Annotated in this window: 16 protein-coding genes and 1 pseudogene; 5 read left to right on the top strand and 12 right to left on the bottom strand. The window is 58.3% G+C overall.

Going from position 1 to position 21818, the window contains the following annotated elements:
• The first annotated feature begins 104 nt into the window (after positions 1-104).
• A complete protein-coding gene (locus L1F31_RS03210) occupies positions 105-1319 on the top strand; it encodes a YbfB/YjiJ family MFS transporter (RefSeq protein WP_265419250.1) in 1215 nt (404 codons plus the stop codon).
• A gap of 330 nt (positions 1320-1649) precedes the next feature.
• A complete protein-coding gene (locus L1F31_RS03205; RefSeq protein ID WP_265419249.1) occupies positions 1650-2843 on the top strand; it encodes a PucR family transcriptional regulator in 1194 nt (397 codons plus the stop codon).
• A gap of 3 nt (positions 2844-2846) precedes the next feature.
• On the opposite strand, the gene L1F31_RS03200 is transcribed toward L1F31_RS03205, so the two are convergent.
• Genes L1F31_RS03200 through solA form a run of 4 tightly spaced genes read right to left on the bottom strand, consistent with a single transcriptional unit; the run spans position 2847 to position 6956 of the window.
• Positions 2847-4178: a TRAP transporter large permease gene (locus L1F31_RS03200; protein ID WP_265419247.1), complete on the bottom strand. Its 1332-nt coding sequence runs from the start codon at positions 4176-4178 to the stop codon at positions 2847-2849.
• Between the two features lie 6 nt (positions 4179-4184).
• The gene (locus L1F31_RS03195) at positions 4185-4736 is read right to left on the bottom strand and encodes a TRAP transporter small permease (protein ID WP_265419246.1); all 552 of its coding nucleotides are present in this window, start codon (positions 4734-4736) and stop codon (positions 4185-4187) included.
• Between the two features lie 15 nt (positions 4737-4751).
• The gene (dctP, locus tag L1F31_RS03190) at positions 4752-5786 is read right to left on the bottom strand and encodes a TRAP transporter substrate-binding protein DctP (protein ID WP_265419245.1); all 1035 of its coding nucleotides are present in this window, start codon (positions 5784-5786) and stop codon (positions 4752-4754) included.
• Between the two features lie 39 nt (positions 5787-5825).
• Entirely contained in the window at positions 5826-6956 is a 1131-nt protein-coding gene (gene solA / locus L1F31_RS03185) for an N-methyl-L-tryptophan oxidase (protein ID WP_265419244.1), read from the bottom strand.
• A gap of 485 nt (positions 6957-7441) precedes the next feature.
• On the opposite strand from solA, the gene L1F31_RS18960 reads away from it, so the two are divergent.
• On the top strand, positions 7442-8356 hold the full coding sequence (locus tag L1F31_RS18960; RefSeq protein ID WP_346732481.1) for a YceI family protein: 915 nt from the start codon (positions 7442-7444) through the stop codon (positions 8354-8356).
• Positions 8357-8484: 128 nt separating this feature from the next.
• A complete protein-coding gene (locus L1F31_RS03175) occupies positions 8485-9411 on the top strand; it encodes an LCP family protein (protein WP_265419243.1) in 927 nt (308 codons plus the stop codon).
• 1 nt (position 9412) lies between these two features.
• Here the strand turns inward: L1F31_RS03175 and L1F31_RS03170 are convergent, their stop codons facing one another.
• The 8 genes and pseudogenes from L1F31_RS03170 to L1F31_RS03135 all read right to left on the bottom strand — a co-directional run bounded on the left by L1F31_RS03170 (position 9413) and on the right by L1F31_RS03135 (position 19356).
• Positions 9413-10354, bottom strand: coding sequence for an AbiJ-NTD4 domain-containing protein (locus tag L1F31_RS03170; protein WP_265419242.1), 942 nt, complete (start codon positions 10352-10354; stop codon positions 9413-9415).
• A 126-nt stretch (positions 10355-10480) separates the two neighbouring features.
• Complete coding sequence (locus L1F31_RS03165; RefSeq protein ID WP_265419241.1) at positions 10481-11374, bottom strand: DUF6270 domain-containing protein; 894 nt, start codon at positions 11372-11374, stop codon at positions 10481-10483.
• 764 nt (positions 11375-12138) lie between these two features.
• Positions 12139-12678, bottom strand: a pseudogene (locus L1F31_RS19035) (ABC transporter ATP-binding protein); the annotation flags it as partial.
• Entirely contained in the window at positions 12665-13546 is an 882-nt protein-coding gene (locus tag L1F31_RS03155; protein ID WP_265419239.1) for an ABC transporter permease, read from the bottom strand. The gene L1F31_RS03155 and the pseudogene L1F31_RS19035, both read right to left, overlap by 14 nt.
• Complete coding sequence (locus L1F31_RS03150; RefSeq protein ID WP_265419238.1) at positions 13543-15282, bottom strand: glycosyltransferase family 4 protein; 1740 nt, start codon at positions 15280-15282, stop codon at positions 13543-13545. Before L1F31_RS03150 ends, L1F31_RS03155 begins: the two co-directional genes overlap by 4 nt.
• Positions 15279-16538, bottom strand: a complete 1260-nt coding sequence (locus L1F31_RS03145) for a glycosyltransferase family 4 protein (protein ID WP_265419237.1) — start codon at positions 16536-16538, stop codon at positions 15279-15281. The genes L1F31_RS03150 and L1F31_RS03145 overlap by 4 nt, the downstream gene beginning before the upstream one ends.
• Positions 16535-17572, bottom strand: coding sequence for an MraY family glycosyltransferase (locus L1F31_RS03140; RefSeq protein WP_265419236.1), 1038 nt, complete (start codon positions 17570-17572; stop codon positions 16535-16537). The genes L1F31_RS03145 and L1F31_RS03140 overlap by 4 nt, the downstream gene beginning before the upstream one ends.
• Positions 17572-19356, bottom strand: coding sequence for a nucleoside-diphosphate sugar epimerase/dehydratase (locus L1F31_RS03135; RefSeq protein WP_265419235.1), 1785 nt, complete (start codon positions 19354-19356; stop codon positions 17572-17574). The genes L1F31_RS03140 and L1F31_RS03135 overlap by 1 nt, the downstream gene beginning before the upstream one ends.
• 574 nt (positions 19357-19930) lie before the next feature.
• Here L1F31_RS03135 and L1F31_RS03130 point away from each other — a divergent pair.
• Entirely contained in the window at positions 19931-21643 is a 1713-nt protein-coding gene (locus L1F31_RS03130; RefSeq protein WP_265419234.1) for a glycosyltransferase family protein, read from the top strand.
• Positions 21644-21818 lie beyond the last annotated feature (175 nt).

Here is a 21818-nt window from a genome sequence, read left to right as displayed (position 1 = left end):
TCCCCTCCCGCCGAGGCGGCCGCCCCGTTCTCGTGGCATCGTAGGGTCAGAGACACCGCCGCCCGAACATCCACCCGAAGAACCGCCCGAAGAGAGGACCAACTGTGCCCGAGCGCCCCAACAGCCCCTCTCTCACACCCGTCCGCGGGGCTCTCGGCCTGTCGGTGGCGATGGGCATGGGCCGGTTCTTCTACACCCCGGCACTGCCGCTCATGGTCGCAGCCCTCCACTGGAGTTCGGCACCCGGAGCGTGGATCGCGACGCTGAACTACGTCGGCTACTTCATCGGCACTGCCGTCATCGCCCGCGGCTGGGTCGAACCCAACCGGTTCATCTACCGCCTCAGCCTCATCGTCTCCACCGTGGGACTGGCGGCGGTGGCACTGACGCCGAACCTCATCTGGCAGGGCAGCATCCGCACGATCGCGGGAATCGCCTCGGGGCTCATCTTCGTGTGCGTGACCCAACGGATCCCCGCGAACTCCCGCAAGCCCCACCACGGCGGCATCTCGTATGGCGGAGTGGGCTTCGGCATCCTCGTCTCCGGGGCCATCGTCCTCGCCGCCGGCAGCTTCGCCGACTGGCGTCAGCTGTGGCTCATCTGCGCGGCAGTGTCCGCCATCTTCTCCGTCATCGCGTGGACGTGGCCGATCCCGGCCCGAATCCCACCACACACGACCGCCACTTCCCCGAAACCCGACACAACCACCCCAACCGCGACAAGCAACCCCAACGCCACAGACACCCTCGCCGAGGCGGACTCCCCCTTCGACGCCAACCGCCGCCGAGCCATGGCCATCCTCTCCACCGGCTACTTCTTCCAAGGCGGCGGCTACATCATCATCGGCACCTACCTCGTGGTGCTCGCCGGCCCTGTTTTTGGCGACACCGCGGCCGCCTCGACGTGGCTCATCGCCGGAATCGCCACGGCAGCCTCTCCCCTCACCTGGTCGGCCGTCGCCGCCCGCATCGGCACGGTCAAGGCGCTCACTGCCTGCTACTGTCTGCAGGTCTTCGGTGCCCTGCTCGCGGTCTTCGGCTCGACACCGGCCGTCCTCATCATCGCTGCGGCCCTCTTCGGGTTCACGTTCATCGGGGTGGTCATGATGACGATCGGCGTCGGCACGCAGATGGGAGTCGCGAACGCCTCAGCGAAGCTGACGTCGTGGTACAGCATCGGTCAGATCGTGGGGCCGGCCCTCGTCGCCGCGGCCCTGAGCGACCACATCGCCGCGGCCTTCGTCGCCTCGGCGATCGCTTTGGCCATCGCTATGGCCCTGACCTTGGCCGGCGTCCTCACCGGCAACGTCGACCGCTGACCTATGCCTGAATGCCATTTCGACGTCATTGTGACAGAGGCAAATGCTCCCAGGCAGACTTCAGCAGCTATTCCCGTTAAACCTCCTTCTAGCGACTGACACGATGGCCCCAACGAGCGAACGAAACTAAGGGACTTCCGGAACCGCCCACGGTTAGTCCTGACGAGATTCCAGCCGTCATCGACAGGCCTCCGCGCTATTGGAGCCTTCTCCGGTAGGAACTTTGAAGGTTGCTCGCATGAAACATCCACCCGGATTCAAGCGGGTACTCGTTTGACGTCGAAAGATCAATACCGTCCGCTCCGTTCACTATCACGGTAGATTCGACTTATGTTCATAGCCGACCCTATTCACCTCATCGTTGAGGATCTTGCTTCACGTATTAAGCGCAGCGTAGCCGTCGATGACGCGGCACTAAACTACATTGCACACAGCACTCATCGGTTCAGTGATGAAGATCAGATTCGCGTGCAATCTATCACAGAGCGGCAGTTGCCGGAACCCGTCCTCGGCTACGTCAAGTCTATGAACTTGGCATCACTTCACGAGCCACTTGTCGTTCCAGCGCTTCACGAGCACGGTTTCGACAATGACAGGCTTCTAGTTCCGATTAGATCATCGCAGGAACTAATCGGAGTCTTATGGACTACACATCACCCACTACTTTCCGAAGACGATAAGCGCGCATGCCAGCAGGCTGCGAACCGATTGGCGCCGCTCCTCCAACCGTCGGCCGGTTCATCCGACAGTGTCATCGTTGAACGCCATCTACACAATCTCGTATCCGATGACCCCACCATCAGGAGGACAACTGCCGAAATGCTGATCTCTCATCGTCTATTGCATTCGGACAATCCGATGATTGTGATTGCTATTGGGCGGCCAGACTCACAAGAAATTGATCAGCAAGAGCATGCGGAACTTCGACTTGCGTGGTTCCAGGCTACTGGGCGCTTTCATCCCCGAATGCTGACTGCGCATGGGAGTACGCATACTTTTGGACTGCTTGAAGTCTCTGAGGAATATTCCGCGACAGCCCTCTCGCACTCCCTAGAATCAGTACGGCGTTATATGCGCAGCCGACTTTCGAGTCATTTTGAAGACTTGCGTATTGGCGTGGGAAGTCTGCGTAGTCTCAACGAAGTACACATCTCATACTTGGAAGCAATTTCCGCAGTCAGTATGGGCGTGGACCTAGATGATCCGGTGATCGTTTGGGACGACCACGCACTTGAGACACTCCTCGGCCTCGTTGCGACGTCTGCAATTACCAAGTCTCGACTACCTACAGTCCTGCGAGACACCCTTGCACAGATTAACGATGAAATTATCAAAACAATCACGACGTACCTTGATCTAGCCGGAAGCGTATCGGATGTTGCACGCGAGCAACATCTGCACCGCGCGACGATTTACTACCGCATCAACCAGTTCGAACGAGCAACTGGCCTCAACCTCAAGTCAGGTCGAGACCGGTTGCTCGTTCATTTGGGGATACACCTCATGGACCGAATCGATCCGTGAACATCACATAGGTGTATATCCGAGCAACACCTTCGGAAGCCAGAGAGACAGTTCGGGAACATAAGTCGTCAATGCAAGAGTCGGAATCCACCCAACCCCAATCATGACCAACGTCGGCTTCATCATCTCGTTCACTGGCGCTTTGCCCAGTTGAGAGCTGAAGTATAGAAGTGGTGCAGTCGGCGGCGTCACGTTCGCCATCCCCAAGTTAACTCCGATGATCGCCGCGAAGTGAATCGGATCCACTCCGATGCCCATTGCGACGGGCAAGAGAATGGGTGTGACAAGCAAGACTCCACTCACGTCATCAATCAGCATTCCAAGTATGATGACAAACAAGTTGATCATCAGCAGGAGCACTATAGGGCTCTCGGAGATTGAGAGCAACACGGTACTGATGGCGTCTGGAAGTCTTTCCATCGTAAAGATTCGAGATAGAATCATCATCGAATACGCCATAATCATCACGACGCCGGTGGTAGCAGCGCCTTCGACGAAAACATTCTTAAGGTCTCGCACTTTGAGCCGCTTGTAGATCCACAAGCCCACTGGAATCGTATAGATCGCGGCCACCGCTGCTGCCTCGACTGTGGTCAGAATGCCGCTGTATATTCCGCCGAGGATGATCACCGGCAATACCAATGCAGGAATGCCGGTGACTGTACGGCGCCCAAATTGCCGTGCCATTTGCGGGAACGGAACCGGATCCAGTTGCACGATATCAGGTTCTCCAGCCCTGACGCGCTTGGCAGACTCCGAGCGCATATAGACCAACGTGACGATGCTAAGGATCACCGTAAGTATGAGCCCAGGAATCAACGTGGACAAAAACGCCGCCAGCACGGACACGTTAGCCAACCAGGCGTAGAGAATCATGATGCCACTCGGAGGTATGAGCAGGCCGAGAATTGACGCATTGGCCATGAGGGCAGCGGCAAACCCGCGCGGGTAGCCGGCTTTGTGCAGTTTGCCGAACATGATCGAACCGATTGTCGACAGTGCGGCGAGTGCGCTTCCGGAGATTGATCCGAATACTGCACTAGCTAGAACAGAGGCTATTCCAAGTCCACCCTTGATCCGGCCAAGGAGCACCTCCGCCCACTTAACGATGACATCACCGACGCCGCCCCGTTCGATGAGCTTGCCAGCAATGATAAACATCGGGATTGCCAATAGCAGCGTTGAGTTCAGTTGGCTGTATCCGTACGGCAGTAAGAAATTGGGGTCGTACCCAAGCGAGATGACAAGGAACACTGCGACGCCGAGGAAGGTCCAAACGACTGGAACGCCAAGAGCCAGAAGAACGATGAGAAGAATAAGCCCAATGAGCAACATTGATGATCACCCTTCCGACTCGTGATCGAGTGCAGTTCCGGTGTGTTTCGGCGAGGACGGAGCCTGGCTATCCTTGAGTTTGGCTATCGCCACATATAGATTGGCGGCAGTGTACATGGTCATGAGAATGAAGCCCACGATGACTGCCGACTGCACGATAATGAGCGGAAGGGCGAACACCGGAGTTGTCCCGGGCCGGTCCAAGCTATGTTGTATATATAGACATGCCCACCAGCTTAGAATGAGCCCCACGGCCAAACTGATCGCGGATACGATCACCTGAACGATCTGTTTAGTTCGCTCGCTACGTAGGTAGGCTTGCAGGACATCAGCCGAAATGTGAGTACCTTCTGCACTGGCGTACGAGGCACCGATGAAGTACATCCATATGGTTGGGATGAGGATGAGTTCATTGAGTCCCAGAATTGTGGTGCCTAGTACATAACGCAGAATGACCTGAGCGAACAAGCCGACGACAACTAGTGCGCAACAGATAAACAAAATCCACCGCTGTGCTGCAAGTAGCCACTTCGCTGTTGCTTGCAGTTTCTTCTTCATGGTTGCCAGCCTTTCTCAACTACTCGGCGGTGAATAGTCAAAACCCATTTCATCAGCGAGCTCTTTGATCATCTCCACCTGGCCCGGGTCGTTGAGAACCGACCACGCGTTCTGCTGAGCATATTTGGCGAAGTCTTTCAATTCCTTTTCGTCGAAGTTCACAACTTCGATACCTTCGTCGGCCATCTTTTTGCGGTACGTGTCCTCAGCCTCACTCGAGATCTCGAAGCTGTTCTTCGTTAAGGTCTCACCCGCGTCCCGAAGAACCTGCTGATCCGCCTTGGATAGTGATTGAAACGTCGGTCGATTAATTAACAGATGTGTAGCCTCAAACATGTTGTTGTACTGGTAGTAGTGGCTTATGACGTCTTTGAACTGAAGGTAGTTGACCAAAGGGTGCCCTCCGGTCCAGCCGTCGACAGCTCCGGTTTGAAGGCCCTGGTAGACGTCGGCGTAAGCCATTGATACCGTGCTGAAGCCCATAGATTTGGTGTGCCCGGCCGTTATCGGAATTTCCGGAACACGGAGTACAACATCCTTGTCCACGCCCATCTTTGCAGGTTCGGAAGCGGGCTTGCTGGTAGCTATGCCACCAAACCCCTCAGCGAACAGCCCCAACAGTTCGATGTCCTGTTCCCCGTGAATCTCGCGCATCTGCTTCCCTAGGACCGAGTCCAAAGTGAAGTACCTGTTGACGTCCTGGTAGTTGGTGAAAAGGTATGGCAAGAACTGAATTTCGAGCCTATTGTCGAGGTTTGTCGGGGTGGAAATTAACCCCATGTGCATGGTTCCTTGGCCGATTTCGTCATACATGAGCGTGTAGTCGCCCAGCTGATTGTTCGGATAGATCTCCATGCGGACTCGCCCTGACGTGCCCTCCTCCACGGTTTGGGCCATTTTGCGTAACTCGGTGGTGTTGGGGTGGTGGTCGTTGTTTTGGCCCGCTACCCGCAAAATCAATGCGCCATCGTTATCGCTGGTTGCACATCCTCCAACCGCAATACTGAGCGCAAAAGCGGCAGCGGAAGCTAGAATCTGTCGACGTTTCATTGGTTCTCAAGCCCTTCGGCTCCATAAGTACTTATTGGATTAGACTGTGAAGCGTTCGGGTGCCAAGTGAGCGATTGGGTGTGACGTGACTCCGTCCACGGCCAGATCTTTAGCAATCTCGCCCATGACTGGCGCAAGTTTGAACCCATGTCCTGAATAGCCGCCCAATACGAACACCTTGTCGCTACCAGGGACTGGCCCTACAAGCGCATGTTCGTCAGTTGTGTAGGCATCCATGTGAACAGAAATCCTCGAGGGAGTGGATTCCAACCCTGGATGGCACCGAGCAACCTCACGATTGATTGCTCCGAGTTCGGCAAGATCGACGTCACGATGCAGATCCTCAGGGACTTCTACATCGCCAAATGTAGCCACACTACCGATCTTCGTCATCGTGCCTTCGAGCGCTGGAATTCCAAAGGTTTGAATCTCGCCGCCAACACGCCCAAATGCAGGGAAGTTTTCGGATGAGTAGTCATCAAGCTTCTTGGACAGATACCAGGTCATAACTATCTTTCGAGGTACCAAGTGGTCAGCGAACTGCGGAAATACCCGTGCAGTCCACGGCCCTGTGGTGACTATCACTTTGTCAAACTCTTCGTCTTTGCCATCTGCGTTGATTCGAACCCCGGAACCACTCTCTACAATCGAATCAACGCGGCAATTTTCGCGAAGTTGCGCACCTAGTTCAACAGCACGTTCAGCTGCCGTGAATACCGCCATCTCCGGCCGGATGACACCACCTTCGCGGTCCAGGACTGCAATCTCGTCAGAATCGAGCCAATGCTGAGGATATCGTTTCATCGCTTCGGCAGAATCAAGTACCTCGTGATCAATCTCGAACTCTTCGACTGAGCGGATGACGTTGGCGATTCGCTCGTCACTCTTCGGTCCAATCATGAGTGCACCGTTGAGGTTCAACAGGCTTTGCCCAGTTTCTGCTTCGAGCTCCTGCCACAACTTCCGAGACGCTTTGAGCATGGGTACGTAATCCGCACCCTCCATGTACGCCGTCCGGAACATGCGTGACTCTCCACCAGCGGCGGACCGTTCGTGAGCAAGCCCAAATTGTTCGAAACCGACTGCATCAATTCCGGCCTTGGCCAGCTGCCACAGCGCCATGCTGCCCATCGAACCGACACCGACTACCGCAACTTTGAGGTTGGACATTGAGATGGTCTCCCTTTGAGTGGTTTACTACTCCTCGCCTTCGAGGAGTTTGATTCATTGAAACAGTCCTCGGGACGAACGTCATCAGCCACGTGTCGAAGGGAGTGATGTACAAATACGACAAATGTCGAATTGCGCCACCCTCTGCGGGCGCTGCGGGTGTCAGAGTTTCCGGTAACGTTTCTACGTTCAGAGACTTCTACTTCCCATGGAAATCGACGCAATGACGGGTCAGGCGAAGCGTCTGCCGTCGAGGAGCCTGTGACTCTTTGAGCTAGATTGTCTACAGATACTTGATCACCACTGGCTAAGCGGACCTCCCATTAGCGCACCCCGAAGCACCACCACCGAGGTGGCACGCAACCGACCTCGCGTGTAAGACTACGTAGGCATTTGTTATTTCAACGATCGCTCGGATTCCGAGCGGTCACCCCGATGACGACGCCCTCCCCGTAGGAGTGCGGAGGAACCGAAGGAGCGACCCCATGACAGAGACGCCAGGGCTCACGGGCCATTGGGACATCGACCCCTCCCACTCTCGCCTGGGCTTCTCCACTCGCCACGCGATGGTCTCCCGTGTGCGCGGAGCGTTCAACAATGTCACCGGTTCGGCCGACATCGCCGAGGATCTCTCGGATTCGACCGCCACCGTCGTCATCGAGACTGCGAGCGTCGACACCCGCAGCGCGGACCGGGACACCCACCTGCGCTCGGCGGACTTCTTCGACGTCGACGCCTACCCGGAGATCCGCTTCGTCTCCTCGGCCATCGACGAGGTGGACGAGGGCTCGTATATCGTCACCGGTGATCTGACGATCCGTGACATGACGAAGACCGTGTCCATCCCGCTCGAGCTCATCGGCGTCGAGTCCGATCCCTTCGGCAACCTGCGCGCCGGCCTCGAGGGCTCCCGCCGCATCGACCGCAAGGACTGGGGCGTGACCTGGAATACGAAGCTCGATTCCGGTGGCGTGCTCGTCAGCGACAAGATCACGCTCGAGTTCGAGCTCTCCCTGATCAAGAACGTCGCCGAGGCGGCCCCCACCGATGCCGCGGACACCACCGCCGAGGCTGAGGCCCCCACCGAAGCACCGGAACCCGTCACCGAGGCGGCTCCGACTCCGGAAGCCGACACCTCGTCCCCGAAGCCGGAAGCCCCGGAGTCGGTGACCCCGACTCCAGCCGCTGACGAGACTGCCCCTCCCGCGCCGAAGGCCCCGGAGAGCACAGCATCGGTGGACGCGAAGACTGAGCCTGCCACCGATGAGTTCCCTCCCCCACCGCCGGTCAAGCCGGCCGAATCTCCCGCTGACAAGCCGACTGAGAAGGCGCCTGAGGCTAAGCAGTCGGACTCACAGTCGTCCGGAAGCGGCCTCGGAAAGCTCTTCGGCCTCCGCTGAGCCCAGCTGGCCAGGCCAGCAATACACAGCAGTCCTCACCGCGGGTGAGATCGGTGCACGAGCCGATCTCACCCGCGGTTATTATTGGGATCATCACCGTGTCACCGGACAGAGAAAGTGGGACTGCCATGGCCAAGCTGACGAAGGTGGTATCTGCCATCGGGTCTCTCAAGGACCTCAACTCCGCCCGGGCCGAGTTCGATGACGCGTCGAAGACCATCCCCACCGAGGCGGCCTTCCCACCCGAAGACATCCGACCAACCGAGGGTGATGCCCGGACCCTCATGCTTCGGGTGACGAATCCCGGAAACCTCGCCGAGGCGACCCCGCAATCGTCGTCGAGCCAAGGTGACACCTTCGCGGTCATCCACGTCCCGCCCGCGGGCGACTTCGCCGCTGTTCTCGTGTTCAATCCCTCGACTCAGATCGAGTCCGGACAGACGTTCGGCACGATCGCCGACGAGGGCGGCTGGCCGGTCGTCGTCGCTATGGCCGAGGAGTTCCTCGGCATCCGCATCGATCACATCGCCGAAATTGAGTCAGACGCACTCGGCCGAGTCATCGACGAGTTAGGCGGCCTCCCGGTGTACAGCCGTGCAGCTTTCGGCGCAGATGGAACTGATTTCGTTGAGGGGACGAACACTCTCGATGGGGCGACGTCGACAATCTTCACCGCTGCCGACCCGGTCGATGATGCTGGCCAGACACGAACCCGCAATCAGCGTGCAGTTGTCCGGGCGCTCATCCAGGCGCTCAAGTCCGGCGGACTGGTGAAGGACCCGAACAAGGGAGCAGCTGTGCTCGGACATTTCGCGGCGGGGATCAAGCACAATGCGGAGCTGACTACGGTCGAACTCGGCAAGATCGCCAATAACCTCCGCGCCCTGCAACCTGACGACATCGCTGTCGTCACGGTGCCCACGAACTCGCGTCGCGAGGACGACGGCAGGGTCATCATCGATTTCGACCCCGAGGCGATGCCGGCGCTCAAGAACGCCCTGGCCGGCAACGACCTCGCCGACTTCCTCCGCTACCTAGTGTCTCTGGGATACTGACTCAGATCGCAACAGTCTTTCTGCCCGTTTCAATTAAATACGCAACGAAAGCTGAGCATGCTACCAGCATGTACTTGGCTAGAGGCTGGTCGACTTCCGAGCGCTCGATGGCTGCATGACGAACCCCTTCCGCATCTGATGTCCATCCATACATCTTCGCCCAGGACGATTCAAGAGCTGGATGTATCTCAACACCTTTGGCTTTCAACTGTTTCAATCCGCTACCAAGCGTGCTCTTGCTCGTTATGATTTTTACAATTGACTCTACAGCTGAAATTGATTCTTTCACCGAGTTCGAATAGTCCGGGTTCTTTCGATCCGCCAACAACTCACCCGCGCGCTCGAGATGCCTGCGTGCGCCACTGAACTCTCGTGAGAGTTCAGTCGCAGATGCAATTGCAGCAACCTCAACATCTCCATCGACCGGAACAATCCGTTGCTCTATAAATCTATATCCAACCAGGAAGCGCTCAAACCGATGATTAAACTCGTCTATGGCGGCTTCAGCTGCCCCAGACAGTTCTCCGCTCCGCACCCGATTAAGTTGGCGAACAAATGATTCAACCATGTCCAAGACAACAAACCATTCGCCCGTAAGAATTCTCTCCTTGACTAGTACCCAGACTTGCCTAGTGGAAGATTGCTCATCTCGCGGCTTGCTGAAAATATTGACCCAAATTGAAGCCGCCAGCTCTTCATCCGCATAAAGGTCATCCTTATAGGTTCGCAACACATCTAGCGTAGCGTGAACCAAGTTCCACAATGCCGTGCGCGTTTCAGTGTCAAGCGAGTCCTTTTGAATCACTGTACGCACCGGGCTGAGTCCCATGCGCTGAGAAAACGACATCATAGACACAGCATACCGACCTCGGCGGGGAGACAGCTCATGCCCAAAATTCATCACGATATCGCTGTAAATCGTCAAAAGGATAAATATGCTCATCAGCGGATACAACAAGCGATACTACATCGGACCTAGAGCACGCCAGTTGGCTTCGAACTTAGTCAACACGCTAAGTCACGTAGGCGGATAGGGGCAGTTCGTCGCTACTAGCCCTGCGCCTCGCCATCATCGAGTGGTGCTCGGATTAGGATTTCCGTCGCCTTCCACAAGATTGCGAACACACTGCACAATTGATTGGTAGTCTTCGTCTCGGTAATGGAACGGTTGCGGCCCCCATTTGTGATCTCTACTGATCCGGACTTGGCTACTGGACCTGACGACTGTTGACTTGACTTTCGATTTGGCGAAGTTGCGGTACCGGACGTAATCTGCATTGGCAGCGGCGGCCCTGTCCGCGTACTCTTCTGCTTCCGTAGGCCTAACGTTTCGCAAGCTAGTTAACGCTTCGGCAACTCCTTGTCCACGTGTCAGTCTGCGGCTTACTTCTCGGCTACCACGGTGCAGTCGTCGCCAACTACGTCCCAACTTCGCCAAACTATCGCTTTGAGGGTGCTGGGCACCGTCGACGGCGCCCGCCCACTCGATGTCGAGCAGAATCGTCTTCTCCGACAGGCCCGCACCTTTGAGACCATCGATGAGTTTGATGTATCCCGATTTCCAGGCGTTGAAATGCTCGTCGGTACCGAATTCGACTAGCCGTGCACCGCTGCAGCGCGCTGCGCGAGCGGCTCCACAGGACTCGATTTCAAGTGAATTCGTCATGGTCGTGCCGTCGGGGAACTTCCAGAATCCTCGTCGTTCATCGACCAGGTCGAGGAGGACGATTTCGAGTTCGTCGGCGTTCTTGACGATCCTCTCAATGCCGCTCCCACTGAGGTCACTGATGACCATACGCTTCTGGAAAGCGGAGGTCAGATCGCTGAGATCGATTCCAGCTGCCCCATGTGGAGACTCGAGGCTCGTCACCGAGTGCCTGGCCACGTAGGCCACGACCTCAGCTTCAGGCATGAATTCCACGGAATCACGGCTCACGCAGGAGCCGAATATCGCGATCTTCATCGGTTCGAGTCCTGGTGGACGGTAGGTGAGCTCTCTTCCTGACGCAAACGTTGACGTTCCTCGTATCGCTCATCGGCAATCTTGCGTGCACGAGACGCGAGCCTGCGACCGGTAAAGTCGTCGGCAGCAGCAACCGCCGACGCCCGGTCATCTGGATTCGCCGCTCGCAAAACGACTCGGTTCTTACTGGGATTCAGCCGCAACGGCGGTGCATCTGTGATTCGAGGAGCACTCACAGCCTGAGAAGCAGGTTTCGGCAATGCCGGGAATTTCGCTTTCGGCATCTCGGCGTCAAAGGATTTGGGCCATACCTGTTCTTCGGCAGCGGCGAGCATCGGAGTCGGAGTTTCTTCGACTTCTTCGCCTGTGTGCTGTCGTTTCACATGGCGTGCAGGCGCGGCCTTCTTCTTGAACGGGCGCGCCGCATGCCGCGGGATAGGATTCTTGATGAGTTCGGGTTCGAGGATGTTGATTTCCTCTTTGACCGCATTGCTGACGACGTCGGCTAGAAGCTTGTCAGCAATATCTTCCTTACCTTTGGCAACATTCCACGCCCACCAGCGGTACTTCTCGGCTACCGCCTCGGCGGGACCATTCATGAGGATCTCGCCTCGGTGCATCCAGACTGCGCGGGTACACAGCTCCTGAATCACTTTTGCGGCATGGTTGACGAGCAGAACCGTTCCTGCTTCGGCAAGGAGTTCGTCCATTGCACGCTCACTGCGTTCGGCGAAAGTCGCGTCTCCGGTCGAGAGTGCCTCGTCGATGAGCAGAATCTTCGGGCGAGCGGCCAGTGCGATGGCAAATCGCAACCTTGCCCCCATCCCCGACGAATAGGTACCCATTGGTCGGTGGATAGCCGATCCGAGGGCCGAGAGCTCGACGACGTAATCATAAGCGTCAGCTGCCTCGTCAGGCGAGAGCCCCATCGCCAAACAGCCTAGGCGGACATTTTCACTTCCCGATAGTCCGGGCTGCAAAGCAGCACTGACCCCGAGCAGAAGCGGCTGGTAACGGACGAGAATGCGTCCCCGATCTGGTTGTTCTACTCCTGCAACATTACGAAGAAACGTCGATTTGCCGGAACCATTGGCACCGACGATGCCGACCATTTCGCCCTCGCGAGCGACGAAGTTAACCCCACGCAGAGCACGCACCGTTGTCTGGCCCTGGCGGCCAGTAACGGCGTTCGTCAGGCGCCGAAGACCTTTGGCCCTGTGACTTGGATCGTTGGTATTGACCGTATAACGGACTTGGACATTCTCAGCGATGATAGTTGGGTCCTGGAGCTCAGAGGCGGCCATAATTCTCCTCTCCTCTCCAGAAGAATAGGAATCCGACGATGAGCAGCCCAAACGCCCATACAGTACCGATGATCCACATTTTTGGATCGGAGTCGACCCCGTAAAGCAGACTATCGCGCGTCAGCGTGAGGTACGCGTGCATCGGATTGAGCTGCATGAGCTCTAAGAGGACAGGCTGGCCGCTAAGGCGATCTTCAATAGAGAAGAAGACCCCCGAACCGTAGAGCCAGAATCGGCTGACAATCGACATGAAGTTCGTGAGGTCCGGGATCTTGTGACCGAGGCGCGCCAGGAAACAAGCCAGACCTACGTTGAAAATTGTCTGCAGGATGACAATAGGAATCACGAGAACGATTCGCCAAGTGATGACTTCAAGCGGCGGCACGACCGCAAGCACAATTGTCATGACGAGTACAGTCGGCAAGAAATCGAGAAAGTTGCGAACGACAACCGAGATCGGAAGGGCGGCCCTCGGAAACTGAAATCCCTTGATCATTGGTGCGCCTGAGCGAATTGCTCCAGTTCCGCCTGTCATGCACTTTCCGGTGTAGCCGAAGAAGAACACGCCGATGACGAGGAAACCGAGGAAGTTATCAACACCCTTTTGCGCTTGGAGGATGTATCCGAAGATGAACCAGAAAGCGAGCACAGAAAGCAAAGGGTTAAGGAACAACCACCCGTACCCGAGCAGATCTTTTCTCGTCGAGCTGGACATTTTTGCTCGAGATTCGGCAATGATGAAATGCCGACGATTCCACAATGCAGCCAAGTAGCTGCCTAGGCTTGTCCGCCGTCCGACAGGGACGAGGCCCTCGCTCGAGACCGACGGGATCGAGCTCAGTCCCAGGGGATTCTTCGTCTCACTCATTGTGCGTCAGCTCCCATGAGTCGAGAATAGACCTGCCCATATCGTCGTCCGATTTCCTTCCACCTGCGCGTCGCAAGAACGTGTGCACGTCCATTCTGTCCGTAATTCTCTCGCGCACTGTCATCGCAAGCCAATTCGGACAGCGCTTCGGCCAAGCGTTGAGGCTCCTGCGGCGGAGTACACAATCCTGCGCTCTCAGGCACCAGTTCTCGCAAAGCCGGCAGATCCGAAATGACTACCGGTCTTCCTAGCCCCATCGCTTCGATCGGTTTGATCGGTGTGACCAATCGGCAGACTGGCTCATCCTTCCGCGGAACGACGATGGCATCGAGCGCAAGCTGATGTTCGATGGCCTGTGTCTGCGACACGCGTCCGGTGAACACTGCCTTGTCTCCCAGCGCCTCTGCCCGTTCACGCAATTCGGGCAATGCAACGCCGTCGCCCGCGATGAGGAGTCGCACATCCGTTCCCTGCCTGCGGGCGAGCGCGACGGCATCGACAAGGTCGTCGAGTCCTTCGTAGCCGACGATGGATGCGGCGGTGCCGACCCAGATGCCGTCCTCAGGCAGACCGAGGCGGGTTCGGGTCTCTGCCGGTGTGCGACTCGTATCCGTATTCACCACAGCTTCGGATACGGAGTTCGGGATGAGTGTGATCGATTCGGCCGGCACTCCTCCCGCGATGAGGTGCTCCCGCATGGTCTCGCCGAGAGTGATGACGGCATCTGCTGCTGAGGCGATTTCGATCTCCTTACTCCGCATCAGTGCGAAGCGCTGACTCTCCCGCCGCGCAGTCCGTTCGGCAGGGGTACTACCGGCCGCAGCCCAGGTCTCCTCGAGAACCCCACGGACCTCGTACACCCAGGGCAGCCCGATCGCTCGGGCCGCGGCGCCGGTGGCCAGCCCATTGACGTAGTGCGTGGTGGTGTGGAGCAGGTCCACCTGACGCTCAAGAGCTTGGTTCGCGATCCATGCAGCTTGCTCTTCGAGCCGCGCGGTGGGTGTGGCAGCTGGGCGGAGCGGTACGTCTCGCAGATAGTCGACACCGTCGACGGTCTCGACCATGTCTCCGCTGAGGCGGCCGATCGTCACCGGGTAGGAGGGACGAGTGGTCGCTGCCACTCGGTGCCCGGCGTCTTTGAGGGTGGTGAGAATGAGGTGGCTGCGATAGGCGTAGCCGGATCGCGTGTGCGGCAGGGAGTTCGTCAGCACATGCAGGGACGCGGCGGCTCCGAGACCCGTGCAGGCAGCGGGCCGAGCGACAAGATGCGAGTCAGTGTCGGGCCACCATCCAGGAGACATGGATTTTCGTTCTGCGGAAAGACGTCGCTTGCGCTTGCCGTCCGGGAGCACTGTGATCGCCTCGTCGATGTTGCCTTCGGTCCACTGAATGCGAGAGCGCAACGACGCTGCTGAGTCGAGCGAGTCAGCTATGCGATCTGCGGCATTGAGCATGCCGAGGTTGAGAGCGATCTCTCCGAGCAGTCGAGATGGCTGCTCATCTTCGGCCGCTGTGATGATGGCTTTGGCACGGCTCTCCTGTCCCAACAGCCACGCCGAGGCGGCGCCCGTCGCGGCACCGGGGACTTTCCCAAGCAGACGGCCGACCGTGTGTGAAGCTGATTTCGGGAGCCGACGCGCCAACTGCATGGAGAAGAACACACGGTCGTCGTTCATATGGCCGGCAGTCGTGATGACCGCATTGCCGATCTGTTTAGCAAGGAACTTGAGGTTCATGACCGCACCTGCTTAAGGATCCGGTCGTATTCGGCACCCATCACATCGACGCATGCGTGGTCGACCACCCACCGATGCCCGGCTGCATCCGGACTCTCAACGCCCTGCACCAGTGCCTGCATCGCAGTGACAATCGAATCCACATCGCCGGGACGAGCAACGATGCCGGCCTTGTTCTCGCTGATGATCTCGGCTGCCTCTCCTGCCACAACGCCGAGAATCGGCACCCTACGGGCCAAGAGCGAATAGAGCTTCGATGGCACAGTGAGCGCATGAGCGGGAACATCGCCGAGACTGACGAGACCCGCGTCGGCCCACTCCCAATGTTCGGCGAGGGCCTGGCCGGTGGTCTGTTCGAAGAACTCGACCGGGGCTCCGAGTGTTCCGGCGAGAGTCTGAAGGTTCAATCTGTCGGCACCGTCGCCGACGATGCGGACCCTGATACCGGGAGTTCGAGAGGCCGCAGCGATCACCGAGGCAAGATCCTGTGACCGACCGACGGTACCGACATAGAGCAGTTTAGTCTCCCTGCCATCTGCGGTGCATTCATGAGGCGTTTGGTCGATCTCTGACCGTCCGACACCGCTGCGGACGACTTCGGCCTGGATCCCCCTACGTTGAAGGAGGTAACGAAAGCTTTCTGTTGTCACGACAACCGCAGAGGCTCGACGCTGAACGACAGTGAGCAGTCCGGGAAGAACTTTCTCTTCGAGATAGGATGTCGCGGCCCGAGGAATATACTTTCCGATCGCGTTCGTCACCAGTGCCAGATCGCTGATGAGATCGGGCCAGACGTCTCGCACCTCGGCGATATGAGGAACACGCAGTGCTCGGGCGATGATATCCCCCGCGAAGAGGAACGGCAGTGCCGGCGTAGTCGAGATGACAACGTCGGGTCTACGCGGACCGCGCATTCTGCCGATGATCGCGTTGACGGCTCCTGCCGAGGCGACTCCTTGGTCGAGCAGCTGCCGAGCCATGGAGCTTCCGCTGTGCAGGTAGGGCACACGAATGATCCGCTCCCCCAGCTCGCCGGTCTCCCACGTTCCGCCGAGTTTCGCCGCAACCCGTCTCCGCAGACGTCCGACCTGGGAACCGAAGAACTCATCGCGCCTGGTGTGCGGATAGTGCGGATGAGGAGCGGCGACGATGACCTGGTGCCCTCGGTCGACAAAGTGGCTGACGAGGGTCGCCCACCTGCGCTGCGGGGCGCCGACCTCGGGCCAGTAGTAGTGGCTGAGCAGGAGGATCCTCATGCAGTCGCCGCCTCCTTCCGTGCGCGTCGCCGCAGCCACAACGGCAACAGCGCGTAGAGAGCAAGCAACACTACCCAGAACACATGGGCAGGATACGTCGTCGCCGTGTTGCCGCTCAGCAGCGTCGGTACAGCCATTACGCAGGCGAGGACACACAGTGACGCGTGGAAGAGCGAGACAGAGCTGTGCGGCCACCCTGCCTGCTGGATGCGCTGGTAGATGTGCTCTCTGTGAGGGAGCAGAATGTTCTCGCCCCGGAACAGGCGTAGAACCAGGGTGAGACCGACATCGAAGTAGACGAAGATCATCGGAGCGACGATGACGACGATCGGCACACCTTCGACGAAGAGCCACACGGCGAGCGCGAAGACAGCTGCACCGATTCCGTAGCTACCGGTGTCTCCGAGGAACGCTTTGGCCCGGCCGAGGTTGAAGGGAAGGAAACCGACAGCGGCGCCGGCCAGTGCCAGTGCAAGCAAGGCGATGTCGTTCTCGCCGATCCATGATCCGACGAAGGCGAACCAGCCGGCTGTGATGATCGTCCATTCGGTGACATATCCGTTGAGGCCGTCGACGAAGTTCACAGCATTGACCGTGGACACTCCCATGACAGCGAAGGCAAGCACGTGGGCGATGCCCTGAGAGGAGATCATTGCGATGGTTGCACTGAACAGCAGCGCCAGGACGATCTGCCCGACCAGTCGGCCTGCCGGACGCAGTGAGTCGAGATCGTCGGCCATACCGATCGCGGAATAACACCATGTGAGCACCAAGAACCCGATGGGCAGGAGGATGCTGCCAACCCCGAATACTCCGTGTTCCGTGACGCTCCAAACTATGGCGATCAACGTTGCGACTGTGATCCCGCACCCGATGGCGATTCCCCCGCCCCGCACAGTCGACAGTGTGTGCGAGGAACGATGCGAGGGGACATCGACGACTCCTGCTCTGCGCAGCAGTGGGAAGACGATGAGTGCGGCGACCACCGTGACCACTGCGGCCACGACGAAGATCACCAGCGACTGCAGATCCATCAGAGGCCGACTCCGGTGTCCTGTGGCTCGGCGTCGAGCAGACGTGTCAGATGTGCCTCGAGGTCATCTCGATGAGTGAAGACCTGAGGATCGCGGGATTCAGCGACGAGACCTGAAAGCTTCTCAAGATCGATCGGGGTGACCGGCACTTGAGTGATGAGCGGATGATTGGGACGACTGTCGACTTCACCCGGTGACAGAAGCGCTTCGGTGAGCTTCTCCCCCGGCCGCAGGCCCGTGTAGACGATCTTTGCATCACTGCGACCTGACAGTGCGATCACTCGCTTGGCAAGGTCGTCGATGCGAATCGGCTCGCCCATGTCGAGAACCAAGGTTTCTCCGGGACCGCCGATCGCAGCGGCCTGAAGAACGAGTTCACATGCCTCATCGGCGGTCATGAAATAGCGAGTGACTTCGGGGTCGGTGACGGTGACGGGGTCGCCGGCTGCAACCTGAGCCACGAAGGTCTCGAGCACCGACCCTCGTGAGCCGAGCACATTGCCGAAACGCACCGACATGTACCGCCGCCCGGTCTGCGCAGCCACTGAAGCGATCGCCCGTTCGATGGAAAACTTCGTCCGACCGAGCACGGAGGTTGCTCCTGCGGCCTTATCAGTGGAGATATGAACGAAGGAATCGACGTCATGAGTCACAGCAGCTTGGAGCAGATCGAGGCTCGCACCGACGTTCGTGCGCACTGCCTGCTCCGGGAACCGCTCGAGGAAGGTCAGATGTTTGAGCGCCGCAGCGTGGAAGATGATGTCGGGCTGCGCCTCGGCGACGAGGGCATCGATGAAAGCGGGGTCTCTCAGGTCTCCGAGAACGAGGTCATCACTTGTCAACAGCGCTGAGCCTTCGAGCCCGAGTTCCGTGGCGTGAAGCCCGGATTCGTCTCGATCCGTCATGACGAGCCGGGCAGGATCGAAGCGAGAGACCTGTCGGCACAGCTGGGAGCCGATGGAACCGCCTGCGCCAGTGACGAGCACGACCTTGCCGGTGATCGCTGAAGCGATGTCATCGATATTGGTCGAGATCGGCTGACGTCCGATGAGATCTTCAAGGCTGATATCGCGGAAGCCGCGATGCCGCAGATCGGCGACGTCGAGAGAGTCCGGTTCCGGTCGCGTGTAGTCAGAATCCGAGAGCTTCGGCATGATCTTGATCTCGACAGGACGAGACTCGAGGTTCGACGCGATTCGGGACAGCTCGTCGGGAGGCAGATCAGAGATGGCGATGATCACGACTCCCGCGCCGGTGCGGTCGACGTGGGCGGCGATTTCAGAAATCGGCCCGAGCACTCTGATGCCGTTGTAACGCAGATGCCGCTTGGCCGGATCGTCGTCGAGAATTCCGACGGCGACGTACTCGCTTCTCGCGTCGTGGGCAATCATGTCAAGGGCGAGCATCCCCTGATCGCCTGCTCCGACGACGAGTGTCGGCCGGGACGATCCCGAAGTCGTGAGACTGCGCTGGCGCAGATTGCGACGCACCCAGTTCTCGAGGCTCTTGACCACGATCATCAGCGCGCCTGCAGCGATCGGGACGCTGGTGGGGATGAGCAGACGGCTGGCGAAGGCGAATTCGGCAACCCACATGATTCCGACACCCAGGGCGACCGTTCCGACGATCGCCGCGAACTGGTCGGTCGAACCGCGTCGGTAGCGACCGCGATAGATCGCCAGAGGTCCGCCGATGAGGAATACGATCATGGCGATCGCCGAACACACGAACATGCCGGGTACGTTAACGAGCTGCGCGTGGAAGTCGTATCTCACAAGCGTCATCGCCACGACGAGGAACGCAAAGACGAGACCATCAATGAGTGACAGAGCCAGGACTCTGCCGTGCCGTCTCAGTGGGGTCCGTGAGGGAATGGGCCCAGAATTGCTTCCCACTGTCCTCTTTTCTCCCGAAATCTGTGGTCAGGCTCGGCATGTTCCAATTCGGTGACCCGCGTCTCATCGAGCCTTGCCGAGTCTCATTCGACTCCCTGATTGTACTATTGGGCCTGACAGGTTTCGTACAGGAATAGTGCCGCTGTCCTGGAGAATCGGCTGGGCTCTACAAGACACTTTGCCGCATCCGGCGCACTTCCGGTCAAGGTCGCTTGTGCGTCACCGGTTCACGATCCGCGCAATCGATCTTCGCACTCCCGCCACCTCCGAGAGGACTCCTTCCTTGTCACCGACACCGCTTCGCACACTGAGAACCGCACTGTGGCATTGGCGGAAGGGGGGTATCTCCCAGTTGTCGACCTGGCGACGCCGCCGAGCGATCGTACAGGGTGTTGCAGAGCCCTCCAACCAGATCGCAACAGGCACTCTATCGAGAGATGTCCTTACGGAGCTTTTTCCGGCATTGCCAGAACCGCAGCGCACGCCAATCTTCGCCGAATGCCGGGTTGGAGTTATTCTTGACGAGTTCTCGGCGCAGAGCTTCGGCTACGAATGGTCGACGACCGAACTCACCCGCAGGAACTGGGCGAAGGAGCTCGATGGTCTCGATTTCGTATTCATCGAATCGGCGTGGAACGGCAACCACGGGGATTGGAAGTACAAGCTCACGAGCCCTTCGGGTCCGAGCAAAGAGATCACCGAGCTGCTGGCAGAGTGCCGACGACGTGGTATTCCGGCAGTGTTCTGGAACAAGGAGGACCCCCCTCACTTCGAGGACTTCCTGCCACTGGCCAAACTCTGCGATGTTGTCTTCACTAGCGACGTTCGCCTGGTCGCTGAGTATCAGACGCGGCTTGGCCACGATCGTGTCATAGTCTTGCCCTTCGCCGCTCAACCGGCGATTCACAATCCCTCTCGACCTGCACACAATTTTGCCGCTCGCGACATCGCCTTCGCGGGAATGTACTTCGCGCACAAATACCCAGAACGTCGCGAGCAGATGGATCTACTCCTCGGAGCTGCGGAGTCCGTCTCGGGGCGAATGGAACACGGGCTTGAGATTTTCTCCCGGTTCCTTGGCGACGACGAACGCTATCAATTCCCAGGACCGCTGGCCGAACGCGTAGTCGGGTCTCTGCCATACCGCAACCTATTGACGGCCTATAAGCATTACAAAGTATTCCTCAACGTCAATTCTGTAGTCGAATCCCCTAGCATGTGCGCCCGACGCATCTTCGAGATCACAGCTGCGGGTACCCCGGTGGTGACTACTCCGAGCGCGGCGACTAAGGAGTTCTTTCCCACCGATGAGGTTCCGCAGCCGGAGACCAAGGAAAATGCCGAGCAGGTGCTGCGCGCATTCGTCCGCAGTAGAGAACTTCGGGATCGCACCGTTCACAAGGTACAGCGGCGTATATGGAATGAACACACCTACACTCACCGAGCACTGGCTGTGATGGATGCCCTTGAGATGGAGCACAAGAACCCGTTCCAGGCGTCGATCTCTGCAGTGGTATCAACCAACCGTCCGGAACACCTCAACGACATCATCACTACACATGCCGCGCAGACTCACGGTGACAGGGAACTCGTGTTGGTAACTCACGGCTTCACTGTGCCGCCTGACTTCGCCGCCCGCGCCAACGATGCCGGCGTCGAACACATGCAGGTCGTCGTCGTCGATGGCATAGAGCACCTGGGAACCTGCCTCAATCGAGGGATCGCAGCGGCAGGCGGAACGATTGTGGCGAAGATGGATGACGACGACATCTACGGTTCCCATTATCTGACTGATCAGCTGGCGGCGCTGCGCTTTTCAAACGCTGAACTGGTGGGCAAGCAAGCCCACTACCTGCATCTGCGAGGACGCGACATAGTCATGTGCCGGTTCCCAGAGCGGGAGCACCGATACACGGATCTCGTCATGGGCCCCACTCTCATGGGACGCCGAGAACTATTCCTAGATCATCCGTTCGCTCAACGGACACAGGGCGAGGACACGGAGCTGCAAGAACGCCTTATTTCGGACGGTGCCCGCATCTATTCGGCAGACAGATTCAACTTTGTGCAGGTGCGCGGTGACCACGCTCACACATGGTCTGTAGATGACGATCAGCTTCTGGCAAACAGTGATGTCCATTCATTCGGTTTCGCACGCGACCACTATTGTTTTTGAGTGAGTACGCGCGCGATGACGCTCCGCAAATCATCCTGTCATAGGCAGTGCCGATAGTGTCCAAGATGCCGGTTTTCTCTCTCCGACGCAAAGCCATCGAGACATGACCGCGAGTATCGAGGTCAATGAGACAACTGCCCAGTGGATTCGTGGATCATTTCGCAGCTGGCTTCTT

Origin of the sequence: Brevibacterium spongiae (genome assembly GCF_026168515.1) — a bacterium.
Lineage (GTDB): Bacteria > Actinomycetota > Actinomycetes > Actinomycetales > Brevibacteriaceae > Brevibacterium > Brevibacterium spongiae.
Note: the sequence above shows the minus strand (reverse complement) of the source record. Positions and strands in the feature narration are given on the sequence as shown.

Bases quoted from the DNA above. Each gene is read 5' to 3' on its own strand.
- L1F31_RS03205 (WP_265419249.1), top strand. From the start codon at position 1,650: ATGTTCATAGCCGACCCTATTCACCTCATCGTTGAGGATCTTGCTTCA.
- L1F31_RS03200 (WP_265419247.1), bottom strand. From the start codon at position 4,178: ATGTTGCTCATTGGGCTTATTCTTCTCATCGTTCTTCTGGCTCTTGGC.
- L1F31_RS03195 (WP_265419246.1), bottom strand. From the start codon at position 4,736: ATGAAGAAGAAACTGCAAGCAACAGCGAAGTGGCTACTTGCAGCACAG.
- dctP (WP_265419245.1), bottom strand. From the start codon at position 5,786: ATGAAACGTCGACAGATTCTAGCTTCCGCTGCCGCTTTTGCGCTCAGT.
- solA (WP_265419244.1), bottom strand. From the start codon at position 6,956: ATGTCCAACCTCAAAGTTGCGGTAGTCGGTGTCGGTTCGATGGGCAGC.
- L1F31_RS18960 (WP_346732481.1), top strand. From the start codon at position 7,442: ATGACAGAGACGCCAGGGCTCACGGGCCATTGGGACATCGACCCCTCC.
- L1F31_RS03175 (WP_265419243.1), top strand. From the start codon at position 8,485: ATGGCCAAGCTGACGAAGGTGGTATCTGCCATCGGGTCTCTCAAGGAC.
- L1F31_RS03170 (WP_265419242.1), bottom strand. From the start codon at position 10,354: ATGAGCATATTTATCCTTTTGACGATTTACAGCGATATCGTGATGAAT.
- L1F31_RS03165 (WP_265419241.1), bottom strand. From the start codon at position 11,374: ATGAAGATCGCGATATTCGGCTCCTGCGTGAGCCGTGATTCCGTGGAA.
- L1F31_RS03155 (WP_265419239.1), bottom strand. From the start codon at position 13,546: ATGAGTGAGACGAAGAATCCCCTGGGACTGAGCTCGATCCCGTCGGTC.
- L1F31_RS03150 (WP_265419238.1), bottom strand. From the start codon at position 15,282: ATGAACCTCAAGTTCCTTGCTAAACAGATCGGCAATGCGGTCATCACG.
- L1F31_RS03145 (WP_265419237.1), bottom strand. From the start codon at position 16,538: ATGAGGATCCTCCTGCTCAGCCACTACTACTGGCCCGAGGTCGGCGCC.
- L1F31_RS03140 (WP_265419236.1), bottom strand. From the start codon at position 17,572: ATGGATCTGCAGTCGCTGGTGATCTTCGTCGTGGCCGCAGTGGTCACG.
- L1F31_RS03135 (WP_265419235.1), bottom strand. From the start codon at position 19,356: ATGACGCTTGTGAGATACGACTTCCACGCGCAGCTCGTTAACGTACCC.